Origin of the sequence: Butyricimonas sp. DFI.6.44 (assembly GCF_022132345.1) — a bacterium.
In the GTDB taxonomy this organism is placed as follows: Bacteria; Bacteroidota; Bacteroidia; order Bacteroidales; family Marinifilaceae; genus Butyricimonas; species Butyricimonas muris.
The window spans coordinates 54,084-71,198 of sequence record NZ_JAKNJD010000013.1; the positions used below are offsets into that span (position 1 = coordinate 54,084).

A 17,115-nucleotide genomic window follows, 5' to 3' on the forward strand; every position below is an offset into this window, starting at 1 on the left:
TTGATGATAGAAAAATAAAACGGGGAGTTTTTGAACTCCCCGTTTTATTTTTTATTTCTTTTTGCGGTTTCCTTTTCCACTTTTCCGGCCGGAAGCTGCATCTCCCCGTTGGCCTCGGCGGAATTTACGTTCCGGTTTTTCACGTCGGGAGGCAGGTGTTTGGGGCGTAACGGCAGGAGTGGTATTTTTACTTTCGCTTTCCACGAGGGCAAAATCGAGTTGGCGGGCAACGAGATTTGCTTTGGCTACTTTCACGAGTACTTGGTCCCCAAGCTGGTAAACTTTCCGGTGGTGGCGTCCCACGATACAGTAGTTTTCTTCGTCAAATTCATAGTAGTCACCTTCCAGTTCATTGATGGAAACCAGTCCCTCGCATTTGGTGTCATTCAGCTCCACGTAGAATCCCCATTGCGTGACACCGGAAATCGTTCCCATGAAATTTTCTCCTAATTTGTCACTCATGAACTCGACCTGCTTGTATTTGATCGAGGCTCTTTCCGCGTTAGATGCCACTTGTTCCATGTCGGAACAGTGCTTGCACATCTCCTCGTATTTTTCGGCATTGGCAGAACGTCCCCCGTCCAGATACCGTTGCAACAGTCGGTGAGTCATCACGTCGGGGTAACGACGGATGGGTGACGTGAAGTGCGAGTAATAATCGAAAGCCAGACCGTAGTGTCCCACGTTTACCGTGGAGTAAACGGCTTTTGCCATGGTACGGATAGCTAGTGTTTCGATCATGTTCTGTTCCGGACGGTTTTGTACATCTTCCATTAATTTGTTCATGGAAGAAGATAGTTGCCGGGGAGAGGTCGTGCGTATTTTATACCCGAATTTTGCTATGAAACGACCGAAGTCTTCCAGTTTTTCGGTATTGGGTTGCTCGTGGATACGGTACACGAAAGTTTTTGCTTTTTGCCCTTCTTTTGTTTTGCCGATTCTTTCGGCTACTTTTTTGTTGGCGAGCAGCATAAACTCTTCGATCAGCTTGTTGGCTTCTTTCGAGCGTTTAAAATATACTCCCGTGGGTTTACCTTTCTCGTCAATGTCGAAGCGTACTTCAATGCGGTCAAATGCGATAGCGCCGTTTTGGAAACGGGCAGCCCGTAGCTTCTGGGCAAGATCGTTCAGCATTAATATTTCGGTTTTGAAATCGCCGTCTTCGCCCTCGATCATGGCTTGCGCTTCTTCATACGTGAAGCGTCTGTCCGATTTGATAACCGTCCGTCCGAACCATTGTTTAATCACTTCGGCGTTCTCGTTCAGTTCGAAGACTGCCGAGAAACAGAGTTTCTCTTCATTCGGACGCAGGGAACATAGCCCGTTGGATAAATGTTCCGGTAGCATGGGTATCGTGCGGTCCACGAGGTAAACAGAGGTTGCGCGGTTATACGCTTCTTTATCCAAGGTCGAGTCGGGTGTCACGTAAAAGCTGACGTCGGCAATGTGTATGCCTACCTCGTAGTTCCCGTTTTTTAATTTCCGGAACGAAAGGGCGTCGTCAAAGTCTTTGGCGTCTTTCGGGTCGATCGTGAATGTCGTGATATCCCGGAAATCTTTTCGGTTTTTGATTTCTTCCTCGGGAATAGCGTCTTTTATTTTTTTCGCGGCTTTCTCCACCGTGGTGGGGAATTGAACCGGAAGTTCGAATTCTGCCATGATGGCGTTCATTTCGGTATCATTATCTCCCGGGGTACCCAGTACTTGGAGTACTTTGCCTATCGGGTTCTTTTGGTTTTCTGGCCATTCGGTAATCTTGACGATAGCTTTCTCCCCGTCTTTTGCCCCGTTCAATTCGTTCAACGGGATAAAGATATCGTAAGGCAGTTGTTTGCCGGTCGGTACAAGGAACGCGTATTGTTTGGAGCATTGGATGATACCCACGAAAGTTTCTTTCTTGCGTTCCAGAATCTCTACCACTTCCCCTTCCGGGCGACGTCTGGAACTTCGAGCGTAGAGCAAGACCTTTACTTTGTCCCCGTTCAAGGCATGGTTCAAACCGACCTGCGGGATAAACACGTCTTCCTTGCATTCGTCGGAAACCAAGTAGGCAGTACCCTTGGCAGTCAAGTCGATGATTCCCGTGACGTAAACGGTACTTATTTTGAATTTAAATTGTCCGGTTGATTCTTCCGAGAGCATATTGTCGTTTTTCATCTCGTAGAGAACCGTCATGATTAATTGTTTCGCGTTCATGTTTTTGATCCCCAATCGCTGCGCCAACTGTTTGTAATTAAAATGTTCGTTGGGGTTCGCGGAGAATATATCGTATAACATCCGGCGTATTTCTTTTTTACCGATGTCTCGCTTTGTTTTTTTTTCTTTTCTTGGCATATTTTGAATTTAAATATAGGATTGATTCCTGATCGTTGATTAAAACGAGGCTACTAATATACTAACTTTTTGTTTGAGTTTATACGTTTCTTCACGAGAGAATGATCCGTGTATAACTCTTTTCAGTGCTTTAATTATTATGAAATTTAAAAAATACTGAATTGTTGTACCCATTTTTTGTTTTTCTTTCGTTATGGACATGAACTTAATGGATTTTTTTACCAAAAACAAACATTTTTATGAAGAAAAGTATTGGATATTTTTTATGGGTGTCTTTTATCTTTATGCTGTTTGGTTGTGCTGAATTGTATAAAGGTGATGAGGATGAGCAAGTGGAGGTGATACTTCCTCCGGGGCCGACTTACACGGCTGAAACAGAGCATACTTTAAATGTAGTGTATTATGTGCCTGCCGATGAATACGATCGGGAATATTGGCATTGGCGTCTATCCGGCTTCGCTCTTGACATGCAGAAGTATTTTGAATTGTGTTTGCAGAGAAACCGGATTCCCAACAAGAAATTCGGTTTGATCGTGAACGAGAATCCCGATTACGTGAAGATGCACTATATCAAGAGTACTTGGACGACAGAGGAGATGACGGAAAAGAATATCGCTGCGATGGCGGAAGAGGTGTTGGCTTATTTCGAGCAGCACCCGGGGGAAAAAACTAGCGACAATTACTTGGTGTTCATGCCCAATTACACGGGGAGTTTTTGTGCGCATTATAGTTTGGGCACGTATTCCGGTATCGCTTTCTGTGGTGTGGATCACGAGAAATTTAGAGTACGTTATTTGACTTCAAGCCGGGGACGTGAAGCGCATTTGGCTTCTTACGGGGAGGTGCTGTACACTTTGGCACGTTCTTTCGGGGTTCCGTTGGAAACGCACAAAAGGAGTTCCGCAACATTCTCTCTTTTGGGATCGGTGGAGGCAAAGACTTCTAATAATGCTTATGCATGGCGTTGGTATTACACGCGTTATTGTAGTCAGTTGGCATATACGACAAGTGTGCCTAAAGGTGGTCTTTTGGACAAAGTGATTTTGCCGGAGGCTTCGGCACGGTTGTTGGAAAAACATCCGTTGTTTAATAATGCAGCCTCTGTGGAACCGGAACCGTTGGAAGTGGAGATTGACGAGTGGGATATAAAGAGCTTGCCGGGAAGCCCGACGATACTTGACGATTCTGTCTTTATTTCTTGCACATTCCATAGTAATAAACTTGTCGATGGGGTGATACTTTATAATGACCCATGGTGCTCTTTTGATGTTACTGTTCCATACTCTCCGATAAATGCAGCAACTTATGCTCTGTGTCGCGAAGCGGGAATAGCTTTGGATCGTAATGAAAATTGGGATGGAGGTAACGACGCTTATGGGGTTTATAAAAGTACGTTGCTTGCGGAAGATTTAGGGAATAATACTTATCGTGTCAATTTTAATATAGCGATGGGTGATTTACTTTTAAAGTGGAAGCCGTTTTACACGGGATTCGCTCCCAAGTGGTATTGGTCGGAATTCCGGTTTAAATTTATCGGGAAAGATGGATCCCGCTGTCCCTCGTATCCTTCTGTGAAAGGACCTTTGACCAGTGAAACGGAGGGGGATTACAGACGTTTGTATCAATTGGAAGGGATTGGAGAAACTGCGAAACACGATATTGCAAAGCGTTATGGTGTCAAGGGGAAATAGATATAATTGATTTTTAATTATCAAATACAAATTATGAAAGAATTGAGTTTTCGTTTCAGGTTTCGAGGGAGTCCGAAACCGATAGAATGGATACGAATTATGAAACTATTCGTTTTGTTTGTTATGTTGTCATCGGGTTCTCTTTTTGCTACCGCGAAGGCACAGCAAGTGAAATTGAATTTAGAAATAGAGAATAAATCGTTGATCGAGGTAATGGATTTGTTGAAAGAGAAGGCCGGGGTACAATTCGTGTATTCTGGTGCGGATGTGAAAAACGTGAATAATATCTCGGTATCCGTAAAAGATAAAAATGTGATTGAAATATTGGATATGGTGTTGAAAGGGACCAAACTCACGTATGTGCAAGAAGGGAATTTAATTATTTTGCGTCACGCTACTCCTATGCGGGCGAAAGACGAAAAGCCAAGAGTCGTGACGGGTACCGTGACAGGTGTGATGAAGACTGATACCCTTGCGGGTGTGACCGTGCAAATCAAGGGTACTACAATGGGAACGGCTACCGACATCAAAGGACGTTATAGATTGACTCTTCCTGCCGGTAGCGACGTGGAATTGATATTCTCCTTTATCGGGAAAAAAACCAAAACGGTAAAATACACGGGGCAGACCGAATTGAACGTGATTCTGGAAGACGATGCCGAAACGTTGGATGAAGTGGTCGCCTTGGGATACTTGAACACGGACAAAAAGAAATTGACAAGTGCGGTAACCACCTTGAAAGCGGAGGACATTATGATGCCGGGAGTATCTTCTCTCGATAAGATGTTGGAAGGGCGCGTACCGGGATTAATCTTTATGCAAAATTCCGGGCAAGTTGGAGCTACGCCTCGTTTACGTATCCGGGGAACTTCCACGGTCTTGGGGAGCCAGGAGCCTTTGTGGGTACTGGATGGTGTTGTATTGAGTGACCCGGTGAATGTTGATCCGGATGACATTAATAATTTGGATTTCGTGAACTTGTTGGGAAATGCCATTTCCGGCTTGAACCCCTATGATATCGAGGATATCAACATATTGAAAGATGCCTCTGCCACCGCTTTGTACGGGACAAAAGCTGCCAATGGGGTAATTGTTATAACCACGAAAAAAGGGAAAGTAGGGCCTTTGCGCATGAATTACCACGTAGACGGGAGTTTTGCCCGCCGTCCGCATTATTCGGATCGGGCGATTTACTTGATGAACTCTCGCGAGCGTGTCGATTACTCTCGCGAGGCGATCGAGAAAGGGATGAGATACAATAATACCGTGGATGGATGGACCGGCTATGAGGCTTTGGTAGAGCAATACAATAAAGGTTTGATCAGTTTCGATGAGTTTCAAGAAGGGACTACTCGCTTCGAAACCATGAATACTGATTGGTTGGGAGAGATCACTCGTAATTCTTTTTCACACAATCATACCCTCTCGTTCTCCGGAGGTTCAGAGAATATGAGATATCATGCTTCCGTGGGTTACGGTCGGGAGAATGGTGTATTAGTCAAGGAATCGGCTGACCGTTATAATTCGGTATTGAACTTGAATTTCACGCAAAATAAATTTAGCGCTCAATTCAAATTGTCTGCTAATGTACGTGAGCAAAAGCATACTCCTGCGGATGTAGGTTTGTTGGATTACGCTTACGGAACTAGTCGTGCGGTGCCTTTATACGATACGGATGGGACATTACATTATCATAAGATTTCAAAAAATGGTCAGTCTGTTTATTTTAATGTGTTGAATGAACGGGATAATTCGTATAACACGGTAAAAGGTCATTCGGTGAGTTTTATGACCAATTTGTCTTACGAGATAATTCCCCGTTTGAAAGCACAGGCCACTTTCTCTTATATGTTATCCGACACGGATAACGAAACCTATCATGCTGAAAATACGGCGTACGCATACAGTTATTCTTACTTCTATAAGGACCCGCGGTACAATGATTTCGTTTCCAATAGACTATCCTACTTGCCTTTGGGAGGAGAATTACAAAAGGATAACACGAAAAACAATAGCTATACCCTGCGCGGACAAGTTAATTACCACCATTATTTGGATGAATACGAGCAGCACATGATGTCTGTAGACGTGGGGGGGGAGTTGAATTCTTCTAAATATACGGGATTTGCTAAAACTATCCGTTGTTATTTACCGGATCGCGGTTTGACGGTCAATAAAGTGGATGAAAAAGTGTATATAAAGTATGCCGAATGGTTGGCTTCAAATCCCAATGCTTTAGGGAAATTGAAAGATAAAACTTCCAACAAAGTCGGTTTGTACGGGTCGTTGACCTATAGTTTCCGCAATACTTACATTTTCAATATGAATGCTCGTTTGGATTTTTCCAATGAATTTGGAAATTTAACAAATGACAAGATTCTTCCGATTTGGTCTTTTTCAGGACGTTGGAACTTGAAAGAGAATGTGCTTGCTGGTGTGAATTGGGTGAACGACGTGGCGTTACGTGCCTCTTTCGGTTATCAGGGAAACATCACCAACGAAGCTACCCCGGAATTGATTATCCAGAAAGGGGAGGTAAATCAGATATTCAATGAGTATCAATCCACGATTAAAACATTTCCGAACCCGGATTTAGGTTGGGAGAAGACAGCTTCATTCAATACGAGTCTTGATTTCTCCTTGTTCAATAATTCGATCAAAGGTATGGTTTCCTATTTCTACAAGAAGACTAAGAATGCCTATCTGACCAAAAAGGTGGCTCGCGTAAACGGAGTTTCCTCCTACAAGGTAAACGAGGGTACAGTAGAGAACTCGGGTTTTGAATTCAGTTTCAATATCGTGCCCATGAATCGCATGCTTTCCAGTATCAGCGCCGATGGCGAGCGTAAGGGATTCCGTTGGAGTATCGACCCGCAATTAGGTCAAGTGGTAAATAAATTGATCAACAAATTAGGTCGGGGGGATGATTTCGATCCCTTGCACGATGATTTTACCTACCAGGATTATTTGAATGGAAAGGCTTACGTGAGCGGACGTCCGTTGAATTCCTTTTTCTCTTATGAATTCACGGGATTAGACCCGTCAGATGGGCGACCCACCTTTGCCCGTGTGGAAGAGGACCTTTGGGACCAATACATTGATATGCCGAAGAGTAAGGTGTTTACCACCGTAATGCAATACTCCGGTTGTCGGGTTCCTTATTTGCAAGGTGGTGTTTCCAATACTTTCGAGTATAACAACTTTATCTTGAGTTTTAATCTTGCTTATAGTATCGGTTCCAAGGTGCGTTTGTTGAAATTGTATGATGGTGCTTCCGGGGAATCGCTTGTTCCACAACCGATAAAAAATATGCGTAAGGAATTCGTGCGTCGTTGGCGACGTCCCGGGGATGAAGAAATTACCAATATTCCGGGAATGTTGGAAGCAGGGGCTTTTAAAGCTTCGTTGACACCTTGGTGGAACAATGAGCCGTTTAAGTTTGCCGATAATATTTGGCAGATGTATGACTTCTCTAATATCCGGGTGGTAAGCGGTAACTATCTGAAATTGCAATCTTTGAGTTTGCGTTACGTGATGCCGCAAAAGATTTGTAAGCACTTGCACGTGAAGAACATGTACGTGTCTCTCTCGGGAACGAATCTGTTTACATGGAGTGCCAAGGAGTTGCGCGGGCAGGACCCGACCTCTCAGTCCGGATCGGCCGACCGTATTAACTTGTCCGTGCGTCCCACTTATTCCTTTAGTATAGATGTATCATTCTAAAAATATAAACCTATGAAAAAGAGATATACATTCCTGATTTGCTTGTTTGGTTGCCTATGGGGAGCTTGTGGCGATTTCCTAACGGAAGAGTCCCACGAGTTGATGTATGCCCGTGATTGTAAGGATATGGAAGAGTTGCTGATCGGTAACGGGTACATGAAGGCGTCCTTGGCGGCCAACGTTGCCACCTATGACGTGTCGGCTGTTAACTCCTATTACTCTTGGTTGTTTGCGATGGACGATGATGTACAGGCAGCCATTGCCGGGCTGGAGATAACCAAAGGTGTGTTTACTAATGAATTGCGGGCTTTTTACAAGTGGGAAGCCGCCCCGTTTAATATCAAGGGAGATGCTTTCGAGGATAAGAATTGGGCAACACTGTACGAGCATATTGCGGTGCTGAACGTGATTTTGGATAAGGTCGAGGAGTTCACGCACGACACGGAGGAGGACCGTAACAGCGTGAGGGGGCAATGCCATTTTCTGCGTGCGGCATATTATTACTTGTTGGTGAATATTTACGCTAAACCTTACGATAAAGTGACGGCATACAGTGATTTGGGAGTACCCTTGAAATTATCCCCCGTGGTGGAGGACAAGAATTTCACCCGTACTCCAGTGGATTCCGTTTACAATCAAATCGTGCATGATTTGCAAATGGCGGTCGATTACTTGGAAGGAATCGAGATGCCTTCCGTCAACCGGGCGAACCAAGATGCGGCACGCCTTTTGTTGAGTCGCGTGTATTGTTATATGGGTAAATGGGATTTGGTTCCGGAGCTTTGCCGGGAAATTTTGAAAGGGAAGTATTCCTTGATGAACATGAAAAGTTCGGGGCAGGCAACATGGTTGTATAACGGTTGTCCCGAGATTATTTTTACCCAGGGACAAAGTTTAGGAGCGGGGGTGTTCTATCAGGAAAATAATGCTGATATGGTGGACGCTTTAGCGATTTCTCCCGGGCTGTTAGAGGTATTCTCGGAAGAGGAAGGTGATGTACGTAAAGATTTGGTGTGTAGAGAGCATAAGTATGGTGGTTTTTTGTTACCGGCAAAATTAACAGGAAAAGATACGCTAACCTTGAACTCTATGAAAACCTACGTTTCAGATTGTTTCTTGTTGCGTTTGTCTGAAGTGTATTTGAATTTAGCGGAGGCATTGGCAATGACCGAGCGGGACCCCGAGGCAAGAGAAGTACTTGCAGATTTGATGGAAACCCGTATCCACGATTTGCGAACCTTGACGGAATCCGGTGAGGCTTTGGTAAAATTGATTCGCAAGGAGAGAAGAAGGGAGTTATGCTTCGAGTGCCAGCGTTGGTTCGACTTACGTCGTTATGCGGTCAGTCCCAAGTATCCGGAAGCGATTTCTGTCCACCATGTCATGTTTGAACACAATGCGGGAAATGCAAGTACGAAAGGGGACTATATCGGGTATTACGAGTTGCCTGCTTATCCGGATGGCAGTTGGGTGATGCCGATTCCTACCTACGAGATCGAGCAAACCGAAGGAGCTATTATACAAAATGAACGTGTGGATTGTTTTTTAAAAGATGAATAAGATGATGAAAAATATATTGTTAAGCCTTGTGATAGCCTGTGGCCTATTTATGGCTTGTTCCGATGATGAAACACCAAATCCCTCCTATGCGGAGCGGGATTGGTGGTCACTCGCCTACGATCCGGATGCAGATGAACTGGAGCAGTTAATCTATGAGATATACGAAGAAAGTGGTTTGCGTTTTTTCTATAACGATACCTTAGGATCGGAAATTCGGTATAATAATGGAGTGCCTTATACTCATTATCAAACCTACAAGATGGGATATAATTTTACAACTTCAGGGGTAACAACTTCTGCTAACTATCGTTTGTCATACGATCGGGAGGTAATCAAAGATTTTGTCGATTACTATTTTTTAATTGTGGATCCAGTATTGAACACTTCGTCTTTTTCCTATAAACGTTTTTTTGTAGTGGATACGGTATTCAAGGGCAAAACAAATGCTGAAGTCTTGTCTTATTGGAATGACATAGCTAATAACACTGTTGTGGTTAGTATGACAGATGTGACTAAGAAGCATTTCAACACGTTGTCGGCTGAAGAAAGAAGGGGATTGATGATTAATGTTTTGTTGAATCAAGTGTACGATATGTTTGGAGGAGGAGCCTCAAATACTGAAGAGTTGCAAGATTTCTTTGATATAACGAAAAACTCGGCTACTTGGCCGACAACGATAAATGCCACTAATGCTCCTTACGCTAAAGGTTTTAGAATAAAAGGAGCCACTTTGGATTTTTTTCCGGATGGAAGCATATTAGACTACGAGAATATAGAGAAATACGGGGCGTTGAGTTTGGGTGCATTGAATGGAAATTATCAATATTTCGTGTCTACAAATGTTGATTTTATGGATTATTTAAGATTGATTTTTACTTGTACGGATGCTGAAATTCGAGCACGATACGGGGAACACGAATTGATAATGCAAAAGTACGAATACTTGAAAACTCTATTGGAAAAATATGGTTTAGAAAAGTTTTTTGCATACCGCAAAAAACTGGATGAAGTAGAAGATTAATCGTGAACAGATAAACAATAAAAAATCCGGGTCTTCAAACCCGGATTTTTTATTTACTTGAACAAGGAATTACTTTATCAATCCCTTGTCGAATTTCTCTTTCACTTTTACCAACATATCATTGGTCATGCTGGTAAGGTCGTATTTCGGAGCCCAGCCCCATTCTTGACGGGCGCAAGTGTCGTCCATGCTGTTTGGCCAACTGTTGGCGATAGCTTGTTTTACCGGGTCGATTTGATAATCCATTTTGAAGTCCGGGATATGTTTGCGGATTTCTGCCGCGATTTGTTCCGGCTCGAAACTCATGGACGCGATGTTGAAGCTGTTCCGGTGTTTCAGTTTGCTGGGGTCGGCTTCCATCAAAGTAACCACGGCGTTCAAGGCGTCCGGCATGTACATCATGTCCATGTAGGTGCCTTCCTGCACGTTGCAAGTGAATGAACCTTTCCGGATGGCGTCATAGTAGATTTCCACGGCGTAGTCCGTGGTTCCCCCGCCGGGAAGAGTCACGTATGAAATCAATCCCGGGAAGCGTACGCTACGCGTGTCTACCCCGAAACGGTGGAAATAATAGTCGCTTAGAAGTTCCCCGGTTACCTTACAAACACCGTAAATCGTGGTGTTTGAACGTTGCAGGGTATCCTGCGGGGTTTTGTCTTTCGGGGTGTCGTTACCGAAAGCACCGATAGAACTCGGCGTGAACACGGCGCAATTGTTGTCCTTCGCGATATACAGGGAGTTTGTCAACGCCCCGATGTTAATATCCCATGCCAGTTTCGGGTTTTTCTCTCCCGTGGCAGACAATAAGGCAACCAGGTTGAAGATGGTATCAATATTGTATTTTTTCACGATGGCACTGAATCCCTCTCCGTCAAGAGCGTTCAATTCCTCGAAAGGACCCGCTTCTGCCAATGCTTTACATTTTTCAGCACTGATATCGGCTGCCACTACATTGTTATCTCCATAGATAGATCTCAAATAAGGAACCAGTTCGGAACCGATTTGTCCCCCTGCACCAACGATTAATATTTTCTTCATCTCGATAGTTTTTTATGACGAACGATGTTATTTTTCTATATTAGATTGTAGCGCGAAAATAATTAATTTAAAACGTTAGAGAGTAACAAACGGGAATTTTTTTTGCCTTTTAACTGAAAATTTGTTCGTTTGAACGCCCTTCTGCTTCATAATATTCATCTATCTGTAAGTTAGGGGCTTTGTAGGCGGCAACGGCGAGTTGGTCGCAGCGTTCGTTTTCAGGTATATTGGCGTGTCCTTTTATCCAGACGAACTTCACGTTGTGTTTGCGATAGAGTACTAAAAATTGTTGCCACAGGTCGGGATTTTTTTTATCCTTGAATCTTTTTTTCTCCCACCCGAACACCCAACCTTTTTCGACGGCGTCGACGACGTATTTCGAATCAGAGTATATCGTGACGTTGCTTCCCGGGAAGCGCAGGGCATTCAGCCCGATGATAACGGCAAGCAATTCCATGCGGTTGTTCGTCGTGAGCCGGAAGCCTTCCGACAATTCTTTCCGGTGCGGTCCCGCCATAAGCACGACCCCGTATCCCCCGGGACCGGGATTCCCGCTGGCTGCACCGTCTGTGTATATCGTGATATCTTGTGGCATATGTAATATTTGAGGACGTAAAAGTAAAAATTTAGTTTGATATTATCCCGACCTTTTCCGGTAATTTGCTAACTTCGCAAAAAACATTGAATGACAGGTATTCCTACACATAAAATGGTTCGGCAATCCGATTTCGGGATATTCGCGAAAGAACTTTCTCCTTTTTCAGCGAAACGACCAATCGATTATACTCATCGGGACGAGTATTACATATTTGGTATGGTAGAGAGCGGGACGTGTCGTGTCGGTATTGATTTCAATGATTGTTGTTTGTCGGCAGGCGATGTGATTTGTATCCAGCCGAACCAAGTCCACCATGTTGTCGATGCAGGTGACGTGAAGGCATTTCTTTTATTCATGGACGGGGTGTTTATAGATATTCCGACGAAACAAGTCCTCGCTGAATATGCGCTATCGCCGCTATCATTCAAAGTGAATGACATGCAGCGTGTCGAGTTGACTCAACTCTTTTCCATGATTTTCCGCCGAATCGATGAGCGGGAGTGTGATGAATCGAAAGCTACTCTGCAAAATTTGTCATGCGCGGTCGTTGGAATAATAACGGATGCCATTCGGAAAATTGTCAAGCAACAATCTAAAAAAAGAAGACGTGTCGAAATCGCGTTGGCTTTTAAAGAATTGCTTTCAAAAGAAAGGGTGATAAACAGGGGTGTATCTCGTTACGCGGAATCGTTGTGCGTATCCCCGGTGTATCTGAATGAAGTGATTAAGGACATTACAGGCGTGAGTGTAAGCAAATATATTCAAAACGAACTCCTGTTGAGGGCTAAACGGATGTTGATATATACATCTATGAATATAAGGGAGATAGCTGTCTGTCTGGGAGTGGATGATTATGCTTATTTTACCAGATTATTTACGAAAGTCGTGGGCGTGAATCCTACTTCCTACCGGAAGAAATACCTCGAATAGTACAATTTTAACCTTGTATATTCTATTTTTCTGTTTGTCAATTCATTGTAGTTTTGGAGCAAAAAAGATGAATAGAAGTAAATTTATTTACTTGACGGATTTGATATTGGTTTTCGTGTTCGTCCTGTCGTTCTATACGGGTGTAAAGTTACATATCGCGGGGCATGGCATCAACCATGCAACGTGGCATAACTGGGCAGTATTTCATACGATTGTCAGCTTGTTGTTTATGGCGTTGGGAATTATTCATATCAGGAGCCATTGGGGGTGGTATGGAGGGTTGAAAAGGAAAGGCTGTAAAGGCAAAGGAAAAGTAGTTTTGTTGTTGTCAATTGTTTTCGTGTTGGTTGTCGTGTCCGGGTTAGTGGTACTGTTTTTCGTGAATGGCGCTAATTCCTCGATAGGATTGTTGCATTACAAAACCGGTATTGTTGTGGGGGTATTGGGAGTTCTTCACGTGTTGGAGCGAAAGCGGATGCTGTATAAAGGTGTTTTGACTTGTGTATTTGGTAAAAAGAAAGAGTGAGAATAGTTATTTTATCGGTCTTGAATTTGGTATACCATGACATATTCCTTCTGCCCGGTGGCCTTGTCTTCCTGTTCTCGTGTAATCTTGAAGCCTTGGTGTTTATAGAACGTGACGGCTCGTGTGTTTTCCCGGTAAACGTTTAGCTCCAGTTCGGGTTTTAGTGTTTTCGCGTAAGTCATCAATGCTTGCCCGATTCCTTTACCTTGTCGGGTGGGAGCCACGAATAGGGCGGCGAGGTAATTTCCCGATAGAGAAATGAAGCCGGTGATCTCTCCGGTTGTATCATCCGAGTGAACGAAAGTTTCGCTTTGGGGTATATATATTTCGCGCATGCTTACCGTGTTGTTTTCCCAGTAGGAATGGGGAATGAAATAGTGGGCGATGGCGGATGCTTCCAGCCATATCCGGATAACGGCATCTTCATCTCGTGGTTGGAATTTTCTAATCATGGACTTTCGTGTGTTATGCGGGAACAAATGTATATAAAATAATTTGTAATCGTTGATTATCCTTTAAACATGGGTTTTACTATGGCATTGCACGGGTTTTGGGTGACTTTTAGGCGGCATCGCCTACTCTTCGCCCGTACTTCGCCTACACTTCGCCCACGTTTTAGCAAAGAATATGCTTTTTTAACACACGCAGGAGGAATGTTGTTGCCGGCATTAGAAACGCGGGAAATAGGCGAGCTTTACGCTTTATCATAGGCCATCCCCTTGAAATGTTTAGTATAACTATTTATCATTTCATGATGTTTTTACGCGCATGAGAGCATATTTTCGAAAAAAAGTCCTTTCTTTGCATAGTGGTTAATCGGGAGGGGGTGATTTCATGTGCCTTATTATCATGAAAAGTTGATGTTCACGGAAGTGCGCTTGTTTAAATGTATTTACGATGATGAATAAGATTGTAAAAGATAAGTCGATTGATATCGTGACTCTTGAGCGTTTGTTTGAAGAGGTATGTTTCACGGGGGAGGAAGCGGAAGTTCTTGAGAAGTACACTTGTGATTATGATTTTACCTCTGTCGAGAAACAGGGGCCGGAGTGGATTTTTTCTTTGTTGAATGTCATTCGGTCGGAACTGGCGGGAGAGGAAATCGTGATAGAGGATTATCGTTACCTGAACGGCGTGTTTATTCGTGTTCTGGAATGGTTGATCGAGGGGTCGACTTATTTAAAATGTTACGAGGGTGTCAAGTTGAATGACCAGCGGATGCTGGTGGAACGTTACTTGGATGAGGCGCTCGCGTCGAGAGAGGCGATCCGGTTGATAGACACGGAGGGCGAGGGGGATTATGTGACGGATAAGTTGCGGAAGTTGACCTTGTCGGGCTATCTGTTTAAAAAGTCGTTGGTGTGGATTACCCTGTCAACAATCGTGCGTTTCAGTCCCCGCTTGCATCTTTTACCGGCAGAAGGTTTTGTGCTTTTGGTGTATCACACGTTGAACAAGAATTTCCCGCGGGTGACAGAATGTATGAACGAGCGGGTGGCATTGATGCGGGAACAAGATGATATTTTAAGTTTCGAGGGTAGGACGGAAGAACAGCTTCAAGATACGGTTTGGATTCTCGGTGCGAAATTGTTGTTGGGAGTTCCCGTGCAGGAAGAATTTGCCTGCCTGCGTTCCATGTTTTTCAGGTACCTGTATATTTTAGGGGAGAAAAAAGAGGAGTTGTTCCGGGAGAACGCTTTCAATTCCCTCTTGTTTAACCAGAAGAATCCGGTTTTCGCTTGGGAGGATTTGTTGAAATTTTCGCTTGCCGACTTGAAAGCCGTGATAGAGGAGAAGTCGGTCGCGGCTTTGAGAAATTGTCAAGGACGGATGTTTGACGGGAAGGGACAGGTACTGGTAGACAACAAGGCAATCACTTTATCTGCACCGACTTCCACGAAATTCGACATGGTGGCGGAGATTAACGGGATGGCGTTGAAAGTCGGGAGTAACAAGAGAAAATTGGTTTTCGACGGGGAACTTGCTGAAGTGACAAAATCATGGAGAGGCGTGTTCGCCGATTTCTCGGATGAACTCAAGAAGAATGTTTTGAAGAAAAGACGTCCGCCCGTGGGCGTGAGCGTGACGATAAAGATAAAATTGATATATAACCAGAACCCGACGTTGGCGTTCGTGTCGGTTGTGGACGACCAGTACGAGGGGAACGGAGTGCTGCACGTGAGCCATATTACACGGGCAAAACTGGATACGATTGAAGATATTTTGCATCCCGGCGATTTGCTGCAGGCGACCGTGGTCGAGTCGAGCGAGGAGAAACTTCAGTTTTCGATTTGGGAGGAGTTGAATCGTTCGGCAGCCGTGCGTCTGGATGCCGGGGACGAGTGCAATGCTTTGTTCCTGTACGAGAAAAACGAATTGTTGATTTGGCTTTCTGAAAACGGGTATATCGTTTACACGAGTGTTCCGGAAGGAGTGGTGATAAAAGAGAATGATTGTTATTTATTGAGAATAACCGAGATACCGACCCGGGGACGGATAAGGGGTGAAATGGTTCAGGCCTCGACCGAGTCTTTTGATCGGCATGATGCCGTGTCGAACCTCGTGTACGAGTACTTGGGTGATTGTAAACGTTTTAGGGAAGGCGACGTGCAGGCGAATTTTAACATGGGCAAGATAGAACGGTCTGTGGATATTTCGCACGGGTACGTGAAGGAATTGATTCGTTTGTTACAGTTCTATTTGACACGGGAGGTTAGTCTGGGTAATCTTAATTTGCTTTATTTTATTCGGTTGCTCTCTCACGTGTTGGGTGATAATCGGCTGAAGACTTATTATGATTGCTTGATAAATTACTTGATCATAAGATACGAGTTCGTGGAAGAAGGGGATGTCAGGAAGATCGATTTGGATTTTTTGGAACGTGATTTTCAACGTTTCCCCGCTTTGGAGCGACAGTGGACAATTATCAAGATTCTCGCGGCATGTAAAGACGGTTCGTGCGCGGATGAGTTGGTGCGTTACTCCCGTTCGGGAGATGAAGATGTCGCGAATGTCGCGAAATATATACTGGAAAAGGAGTTGCCGGGGCATACGGTTGGGACTTCCCGCTTGATACATGATGAACTTCTGGCTTTGCTATCTTTCAAAAAGGAAGAACAGGAAGAATTGGCGTTTGGCGAGCGGAATTTCGTGCGGGAGTTTATGGAGTCAATCGTGTATCCCGCGGGTTCGAGAGGTGCGGACGTGGAAGCGCAAATCGATATAATGATGTGCGCGATATGCGGTTTCTTGAATGAACAGGGCGGGGTGGTCTATATCGGGGTGAATGACGAGGGCGAACCTGTCGGTGTACACGGCGATCTGGAGTATTTGTATTGCGTACCGGACAAGTACGAATTATTCCTGCATAAGAGAATTATTGAGGCATTCGGTGCTAATATAGATAGCTTGACTTTGATTAGATACCGGGAGGTTGATGATTGTCTGGTTTTCGCTGTATCAGTCCCGCCTTATCATCAGGTGGTAAAGTATGATTCTATTGTTTGGGAAAGAAGAGGGGAGGAGCTGTTGGAAATGCAGGGGGAAGACGTGAAAGTTTTGGAAGAGAAGCGGAAAACGGTGGAACCGGGTATCATGGCAAGAGAACCGTTATTCCCGGGGGATAAAGGGTATAATAGTTTGTAGATTCATATTTCCGGCGGAGAAGCTGATAAACATACAGTTTCCCCGCCGG

Annotated in this window: 11 protein-coding genes; 7 read left to right on the plus strand and 4 right to left on the minus strand. The window is 44.3% G+C overall.

The window, feature by feature from the left end; all coding sequences use genetic code 11:
* Positions 1-51: 51 nt before the first annotated feature.
* Complete coding sequence (rnr, locus tag L0M98_RS17515; protein ID WP_227217128.1) at positions 52-2,334, minus strand: ribonuclease R; 2,283 nt, start codon at positions 2,332-2,334, stop codon at positions 52-54.
* A gap of 239 nt (positions 2,335-2,573) precedes the next feature.
* Here rnr and L0M98_RS17520 point away from each other — a divergent pair, with 239 nt between their 5' ends.
* The 4 genes from L0M98_RS17520 to L0M98_RS17535 are packed head-to-tail and all read left to right on the plus strand — an operon-like array spanning position 2,574 to position 10,329.
* Complete coding sequence (locus L0M98_RS17520) at positions 2,574-4,025, plus strand: hypothetical protein (protein ID WP_227217127.1); 1,452 nt, start codon at positions 2,574-2,576, stop codon at positions 4,023-4,025.
* A 33-nt stretch (positions 4,026-4,058) separates the two neighbouring features.
* Positions 4,059-7,748 (plus strand): SusC/RagA family TonB-linked outer membrane protein, encoded by a 3,690-nt coding sequence (locus L0M98_RS17525; protein ID WP_227217126.1) that lies wholly within the window; start codon positions 4,059-4,061, stop codon positions 7,746-7,748.
* 12 nt (positions 7,749-7,760) lie between these two features.
* The gene (locus L0M98_RS17530; protein WP_227217125.1) at positions 7,761-9,308 is read left to right on the plus strand and encodes a RagB/SusD family nutrient uptake outer membrane protein; all 1,548 of its coding nucleotides are present in this window, start codon (positions 7,761-7,763) and stop codon (positions 9,306-9,308) included.
* 1 nt (position 9,309) lies between these two features.
* Positions 9,310-10,329 carry a hypothetical protein gene (locus L0M98_RS17535; RefSeq protein WP_227217124.1) on the plus strand — a complete coding sequence of 340 codons (1,020 nt, stop codon included), beginning with the start codon at positions 9,310-9,312 and terminating at the stop codon, positions 10,327-10,329.
* A 69-nt stretch (positions 10,330-10,398) separates the two neighbouring features.
* Here L0M98_RS17535 and L0M98_RS17540 read toward each other — a convergent pair whose 3' ends face one another.
* Complete coding sequence (locus L0M98_RS17540; RefSeq protein WP_227217123.1) at positions 10,399-11,367, minus strand: NAD-dependent epimerase/dehydratase family protein; 969 nt, start codon at positions 11,365-11,367, stop codon at positions 10,399-10,401.
* 109 nt (positions 11,368-11,476) lie between these two features.
* The gene (rnhA, locus tag L0M98_RS17545) at positions 11,477-11,962 is read right to left on the minus strand and encodes a ribonuclease HI (protein ID WP_186975924.1); all 486 of its coding nucleotides are present in this window, start codon (positions 11,960-11,962) and stop codon (positions 11,477-11,479) included.
* Positions 11,963-12,052: 90 nt separating this feature from the next.
* Between rnhA and L0M98_RS17550 the strand changes: the two genes are divergently transcribed.
* Together L0M98_RS17550 and L0M98_RS17555 are read left to right on the plus strand one after the other, a co-directional pair.
* Positions 12,053-12,895 carry a helix-turn-helix domain-containing protein gene (locus tag L0M98_RS17550; RefSeq protein WP_227217122.1) on the plus strand — a complete coding sequence of 281 codons (843 nt, stop codon included), beginning with the start codon at positions 12,053-12,055 and terminating at the stop codon, positions 12,893-12,895.
* A 67-nt stretch (positions 12,896-12,962) separates the two neighbouring features.
* Positions 12,963-13,421, plus strand: a complete 459-nt coding sequence (locus L0M98_RS17555) for a DUF4405 domain-containing protein (RefSeq protein ID WP_227217121.1) — start codon at positions 12,963-12,965, stop codon at positions 13,419-13,421.
* 11 nt (positions 13,422-13,432) lie between these two features.
* Here L0M98_RS17555 and L0M98_RS17560 read toward each other — a convergent pair whose 3' ends face one another.
* Positions 13,433-13,873, minus strand: a complete 441-nt coding sequence (locus L0M98_RS17560; RefSeq protein ID WP_227217120.1) for an N-acetyltransferase — start codon at positions 13,871-13,873, stop codon at positions 13,433-13,435.
* 445 nt (positions 13,874-14,318) lie between these two features.
* Between L0M98_RS17560 and L0M98_RS17565 the strand changes: the two genes are divergently transcribed.
* Positions 14,319-17,066 carry an AlbA family DNA-binding domain-containing protein gene (locus L0M98_RS17565; RefSeq protein WP_227217119.1) on the plus strand — a complete coding sequence of 916 codons (2,748 nt, stop codon included), beginning with the start codon at positions 14,319-14,321 and terminating at the stop codon, positions 17,064-17,066.
* The last annotated feature ends 49 nt before the right edge of the window (positions 17,067-17,115 follow it).